The organism is Deltaproteobacteria bacterium (assembly GCA_030654105.1).
Lineage (GTDB): Bacteria > Desulfobacterota > SM23-61 > SM23-61 > SM23-61 > JAHJQK01.
Genome location: JAURYC010000040.1, coordinates 1 through 6,106 on the forward strand (window position 1 = coordinate 1; position 6,106 = coordinate 6,106).

The 6,106-nt window shown below is 55.6% G+C and carries 7 protein-coding genes; 6 read left to right on the plus strand and 1 reads right to left on the minus strand.

Annotation, left to right across the window (positions count from 1 at the left end; genetic code table 11):
* The 4 genes from Q7V48_01605 to Q7V48_01620 all read left to right on the plus strand — a co-directional run.
* Nucleotides 1-198 (plus strand): ABC transporter permease subunit (locus Q7V48_01605; protein MDO9209437.1); only part of this gene is annotated, 198 nt, incomplete at its 5' end.
* Nucleotides 199-221: 23 nt separating this feature from the next.
* Nucleotides 222-1,151, plus strand: a complete 930-nt coding sequence (locus tag Q7V48_01610) for an ABC transporter permease (protein MDO9209438.1) — start codon at nucleotides 222-224, stop codon at nucleotides 1,149-1,151.
* Between the two features lies 1 nt (nucleotide 1,152).
* The gene (locus tag Q7V48_01615) at nucleotides 1,153-2,127 is read left to right on the plus strand and encodes an ABC transporter ATP-binding protein (protein ID MDO9209439.1); all 975 of its coding nucleotides are present in this window, start codon (nucleotides 1,153-1,155) and stop codon (nucleotides 2,125-2,127) included.
* Nucleotides 2,124-3,113 carry a dipeptide ABC transporter ATP-binding protein gene (locus Q7V48_01620; GenBank protein MDO9209440.1) on the plus strand — a complete coding sequence of 330 codons (990 nt, stop codon included), beginning with the start codon at nucleotides 2,124-2,126 and terminating at the stop codon, nucleotides 3,111-3,113. Before Q7V48_01615 ends, Q7V48_01620 begins: the two co-directional genes overlap by 4 nt.
* A gap of 263 nt (nucleotides 3,114-3,376) precedes the next feature.
* On the opposite strand, the gene Q7V48_01625 is transcribed toward Q7V48_01620, so the two are convergent.
* A complete protein-coding gene (locus Q7V48_01625) occupies nucleotides 3,377-4,498 on the minus strand; it encodes a M20/M25/M40 family metallo-hydrolase (GenBank protein MDO9209441.1) in 1,122 nt (373 codons plus the stop codon).
* A 310-nt stretch (nucleotides 4,499-4,808) separates the two neighbouring features.
* Between Q7V48_01625 and Q7V48_01630 the strand changes: the two genes are divergently transcribed.
* Nucleotides 4,809-5,237 carry a WYL domain-containing protein gene (locus Q7V48_01630; GenBank protein MDO9209442.1) on the plus strand — a complete coding sequence of 143 codons (429 nt, stop codon included), beginning with the start codon at nucleotides 4,809-4,811 and terminating at the stop codon, nucleotides 5,235-5,237.
* A gap of 153 nt (nucleotides 5,238-5,390) precedes the next feature.
* Nucleotides 5,391-6,106 (plus strand): class I SAM-dependent DNA methyltransferase (locus tag Q7V48_01635; protein MDO9209443.1); only part of this gene is annotated, 716 nt, incomplete at its 3' end.

Genomic DNA, 6,106 nt, shown 5'->3' on the forward strand with positions numbered 1-6,106 from the left:
CTGGCCGGGGCCATTGTCACGGAGAAAGTTTTTGCCTGGCCCGGCATGGGCCGGTTGTTTCTGGAAGCCATTGGGGTGATGGACTTCCCGGTCATCATCGCCTGGGCCTTAGTCACCTCAACGATTTTCCTTACGGTCAACCTGGCCGTAGACATCATCTATGTCTGGCTGGACCCGAGGATTCGGCACGAGAAATGAGCGCGGAGACCGCCCCCAGAACAATGAATCATCTTACCGAGGCTTACTACGCCCCGCCCAAAGCCCGGTTTTGGGGTTTCGAGTATATTCCTGCGGAACGCCAGCTCCTGCACTCTTTCTTGAGTAATAAATTGGTCCTGGGAGCTCTGGGGATGCTCTTCTTCCTGCTGGCCTGCGCGATCTTTGCCTACTGGGTTGCCCCTGTGGATCCCCTTGAGCAAACCTTACGAGCCCGTCTCAAACCGCCGATCTGGGACGAGAGGGGCATGAGCCCATACTACCTGGGCACCGACCGCCTGGGGCGGGATGTCCTGTCCAACATCATCTATGGCTTGCGCATCTCGCTCCTGGTCGGGTTTATCAGTGTGGGAATTTCCCTCGTGATGGGCCTGACCCTGGGGCTGACCGCCGGTTATAAGCGGGGCTTCTGGGAGACCATCATCATGCGGGCCGTGGATGTCCAGCTATCCTTGCCCCTGATCATGATCGCCCTGTGCTTCATGGTCATCTTCGGACAGGGACTGGGGAAGATGATCATTGTTTTGGCCATCACCGGCTGGGCCGAATACGCCCGCACGGTCCGGGGGACGGTTCTCTCCATCCGGGAGAAGGAGTACGTGGAATCAGCCCATGCCCTGGGCTTCGGGCCCTGGACCATCATGGTCAAATACCTCCTGATCAATGCCATCACCCCCGTCCTCATCCTCTCTTCCGTTCAGGTACCGCGGGTGATCATGCTGGAAGCGACCTTGAGCTTTCTCGGTTTAGGAGTGCCCGTCACCACACCTTCGATCGGTCTGGCGATTGCCCGCGGCTACCAGGTTCTCTTTTCAGGCAGCTGGTGGGCCTCCATATTCCCCGGCCTGGCCCTGATGCTGCTGGTGGCCTGCATCAACATCTTCGCGGACTGGCTCCGCGACGCCCTCGAGCCAAGGTCCAGGGAGCAAGTCTGACATGGGCCGGCTGCTGACCATCGAAGATCTGAAGATTTATTTCCACATCCTGGCCGGAACGGTCCGGGCCGTGGACGGAGTCAGTTTTCATATTGATCAGGGGGAAACCCTCGGGGTCGTGGGTGAATCCGGGTGCGGCAAGAGCGTTACGGCCATGGCCCTGCTTCAACTCATCCCCATGCCGCCCGGGGAGCTGGTGGGGGGCCGGACCGAGTTTGAAGGAATGGACCTCCTGCGCCTCAACTCGGACCGGATCCGGCAGGTACGGGGAAACCGCATCTCCATGATCTTCCAGGAGCCCATGACCTCTCTCAACCCGGTCTTCACCATCGGCAATCAGATCCAGGAAGCCATCCAGCTTCATCAGGGGTTGAATGCTCATCAAGCAGAGGAGAAAGCCGTGGAGATGCTCGACCTGGTGGGGATTTCCGATCCCCGCCGGCGGGTCCGGGAGTATCCCCATCAGCTCAGCGGCGGCATGCGCCAGCGGGTCATGATCGCCATGGCCCTCAGCTGCAACCCGGCCCTGCTCATTGCGGACGAGCCGACCACGGCTCTCGATGTGACCGTGCAGGCTCAGATCCTGGAGCTGATGCTTGACCTGCAAGCCAAGATCAACATGAGCATCATGATGATCACCCACAACTTAGGAGTCATTGCCGAGGTGGCGAACCGGGTGATCGTCATGTACTGCGGAAAGATCGTTGAGTCCGCGGACGTGCATTCCATCTTTCATAAACCCATGCATCCCTACACCCGGCAGCTTTTAGCTTCCGTTCCCCACTTAGGAGGAGAGCAAACCCGACTCCAGGAAATTCCCGGTATTGTTCCCAGCCTTTATGCGCTGCCCCCGGGATGCGATTTTCATCCCCGCTGCGCGGAAGCAGCGGAAGCCTGCAAATTGCGGTGCCCTAATTTAGTGGAAATGGAACCCAGCCACTGGGTGGCCTGCGAACGAGCGGTAAAGAAATCATGATGAACAACGGCGCCCTTTTAAGCGTTCGCGACCTGAAGAAATATTTTTTGCTGAAGCGGACCACCCTGTTCGGTCCCCGGGAAAGGGTTTACGCGGTGGATGGGGTGAGTTTCGAACTCCAGAGGGGGGAGACTCTGGGCTTGGTGGGCGAGTCGGGATGCGGGAAATCAACCCTCGGGCGGACCATCCTCCATTTGATTGAGCCAACGGCGGGAAAGATCTTCTTTGAAGGCCAGGACATCACCCAGTTAAAACCTGTTCAGTGGAAAAAGCTTCGGGCCGAGATGCAGATCATCTTTCAGGACCCATACTCCTCCCTGAACCCCCGCATGACCGTGGAGCATATCGTCGGCGATGCTTTGAAAACGCATGGCCTGGCCACCGGAAATGAGGTGCCCGGCCGGGTTGCGGAGATGCTGGATAAAGTCGGAATTCACCGGGAGAAGATGAGATGTTTCCCTCACGAATTTTCCGGAGGACAGCGCCAGCGCATCGGCATTGCCCGGGCCCTGATCCTGAAGCCCAAACTGATCATCTGCGACGAGCCGGTGAGCGCCTTAGACGTGTCCATCCAGGCCCAGGTGATCAATCTCCTGAGCGACCTGAAGAAGGAGTTCCAGCTTTCTTATATCCTGATCGCCCACGACCTGAGCGTGGTGAACCACGTGAGCAACCGGATTGCCGTCATGTATTTGGGCAAAGTCATCGAGCTGGCCTCAAATAAAAAACTGCTGGCTAAGCCGCTTCATCCTTACACCCAGGCGCTTATGTCCGCCGTGCCGGTTTTGGATCCGGACAAGAAAAAGAAACGGATCATCCTGAAAGGAGATGTACCCAGTCCGATCAAACCTCCCTCCGGTTGTAGGTTCCACCCGCGCTGCCCGCAGGTCATGAACATCTGCCCCAAGGTTGAACCCATTTGGGCTGAAGTGGAGCCTCACCACTTCGCTATGTGCCACCTATACGGGGCCTGTCAGCCCCAGTAAAAAGGGTTCAAGGGAAAAATCTTTGAAATATGGGGGGCCAGTGGTCAAAAGTTTTAGTTTCAGGTTTCAAGTTGCAGGTTTTCAGCTTCGGCGTTTTTTTTAACTTGATTGTATAGGAAATTCCTTTTTGGACACGGATGTACACAGAAAGTCGCTTAGCGATTAACGCTATGCGCATAGCGTCTTTTTTGTATCTGCGGTTATCTGCGTAAATCTGCGTCCTATTAAATTTAAACCCGCAACCCGAAACTCGCAACGATTCCTTATCTATTGCGTCCAGATTCCACCACCAGAGCAGTAATCAATTCAGTAAGTTTCACCAGTTCAGACACAGAAATCGATTCTTGGGTGCTGTGATAATCCCGTCCCCCCATTCCCAGGACTACGGTTTGAATCCCCTGGGCGTTGAGATCGTTGCCGTCGCTCCCCCCATTGGTGCTGGTGATGGTGGGGGTTAAACCGACTGCCCGGGAAGACCTCTGGGCGATTCTGACGGAGGCATCATTATTCCCGATATGAAAACCGGAATACTCACGCTTAATCTCCACCTGGACCTGTCCTCCCCATTCGCGGGCCGCCTCTTCCATGGCCATGCGCATCTGATTGACCTGCTTTTCTAATTTACGAAAGTCGAGGCTCCTTGCTTCTCCCTCTACTTCAACCCGTTCGGGTATGGTATTGCGCCCAGATCCACCGGAAATTTTTCCCAGGTTGGCCGTGGTCTCTTCATCAATGCGTCCCAAGTTCATGCGGGTAATAGCCTTGGAGGCCATTACCAGGGCACTGATGCCTTTCTCCGGGGTAAGACCAGCATGGGCCGCCTTGCCCAGGAAAGTCGCCCGGACAGAATCATAGTAAGGGGCCTGGGTGATAATGGTGCCGAGGGGACCTCCTCCATCAGGGACGAAACCGATCCGGGCATGTAACCGGGAAACATCAAAAACTCTGGCTCCTTGATGACCCCGCTCCTCCCCCCAGGTAAAGAGAATTTCCAGATCACCGTGGGCCGGGCGAGAAGCTTGCAGCCAGCGGATGGCCTCCAATGTCGCGGCCACGGCTGATTTATTATCCGCTCCCAGAATGGTGGTTCCGGCGCTGCGGATCTGGCCGTCTTCGAGCCGCGGCTTGATTCCCCGGCCGGGTTCGACCGTGTCCGTATGCATGCAAAGGAGAATGGGGGGAAGGCCCCGGTCCGTCCCCGGAAGGACTGAAAATAAATTTCCAGCCCCATTCTGGCCGGTCCGGTCATTTTCCACCGCAAGGCCCAGCGCTTTCAGCTCTTTTCCGAGGGCCAGCACAAAGGGCGCCTCTTCGAAGGAGGGGGAATCAATCTGCACGAAATCCATAAATTGCTTTACCAGCCGGTCCTGATTTATGGTGATCATAAACAAATCCTTTCTCTTTCATCCAGAATCTCGCTGAACACTCGGAAAGAAATCGTAAGGGAAAATAGGACAAACGTCAATCCCCTTTCAGCATTCCCTATCGCAATGACCTTGACTTTTCTCTCCTAATTTTATACTATCCCATTCGAACCTGCGAGCCTGTGTTTGAATCCTTATCCAGCAACCCTTAACCGACACCCAAGTGGGTAGCCAGGAGGTTGTATGGTTTGGAAATTTAATTAAACCCCATTTCTGAGGAAGAGGTGGGGTTTTATTTTTGCGGTGAAAGGAGGTTTTTTACGTAGTGAGAATGTTCGTCCTGGACCGGATCAAGATGCTCAACCTTACCGATGAGCGCTTCACCCTGCGCAAGAATTTTCACCTGGATGATTTCATGCGCCACAGCTTCAAGGTGATGCACGATGAGCTTTACACGGCAAAGGTCAGGATCTCTCCCGGCTGGGCCCGGCGGGTAGGGGAGAAGATCTGGCGCGAGAGCCAGAAGATTACCAAGCTACCCGACGGTAGCCTGGAGATTACCTTCCGAGTTGCCGGCCTGGATGAAATCAAGCGCTGGATTTTGAGTTTTGGCCCAGAGACCCTTGTCTTGGAGCCGGAAAAGCTCAAAGAAATGGTTCGTAAGGATCTATCCAGGAATTTGGCTCAATATTCAAATAGCCCTGTTTCTATGAACTTAATGAAGGAAATTAGAGCGGTTTGCCACGGGACTCGTGGGTAGAGACCGGATTGTCAAGAATAAAGATTTCACCCCTGACCCGCGGTGGTGTAGGAGGAGAGGTGCTGTGAGGTACCTCTCTATCCTGATTATGCGTCGGAAGAAAAGGGCGTGTCATCAACGTAAGCCAAGTGACGTGACAAGAATGAGACAAGCATGACCAACGATTCCACCACCCTTAGCCTGCTCGAATCCCACCTCTGGGAAGCCGCAAATATCCTGCGCGGCCCGGTGGATGCCGCTGACTTCAAGAGCTACGTTTTCCCGTTGCTCTTCTTCAAGCGCATCTCGGATGTGTATGACGAAGAATACGCGGCGGCGCTGGCAGAATCAGGTGGCGACGAGGAATACGCCCAGTTCCCGCAAAACTACCGCTTTCAGATTCCGAAAGGGTGTCACTGGAGCGATGTGCGCGTGGTCACGACCAACGTCGGCCAGGCGCTGCAAAAGGCCATGCGCGGCATCGAGAGGGCTAACCCGGAAACGCTTTACGGTATCTTCGGCGATGCCGCGTGGTCCAACAAGGATCGTCTGCCAGATTCGCTGCTCCGCGACCTCATCGAGCATTTCTCGCGCATCGCGCTCGGCAACCAGGCGGCGCAGGCGGACATCCTCGGCCAATCCTACGAATACCTGATCAAGAAGTTCGCCGATGCCACCAACAAGAAGGCAGGCGAGTTTTACACCCCACGCTCGGTCGTGCGGCTGATGGTGAACATCCTAGATCCGAGGGAAAGCGAGTCCATTTACGATCCCGCCTGCGGCACCGGCGGCATGTTGCTGGAAGCCGTTCACCACGTCCGCGAGAACCACGGCGATGACCGCACGCTCTGGGGCAGACTATTCGCGCAGGAGAAGAACCTCACCACCTC

Coding starts and splice junctions, on each gene's coding strand:
- Q7V48_01620 (MDO9209440.1), top strand. CDS start 2,124: ATGATGAACAACGGCGCCCTTTTAAGCGTTCGCGACCTGAAGAAATAT.
- Q7V48_01615 (MDO9209439.1), top strand. CDS start 1,153: ATGGGCCGGCTGCTGACCATCGAAGATCTGAAGATTTATTTCCACATC.
- Q7V48_01625 (MDO9209441.1), bottom strand. CDS start 4,498: ATGATCACCATAAATCAGGACCGGCTGGTAAAGCAATTTATGGATTTC.
- Q7V48_01630 (MDO9209442.1), top strand. CDS start 4,809: ATGTTCGTCCTGGACCGGATCAAGATGCTCAACCTTACCGATGAGCGC.
- Q7V48_01610 (MDO9209438.1), top strand. CDS start 222: ATGAATCATCTTACCGAGGCTTACTACGCCCCGCCCAAAGCCCGGTTT.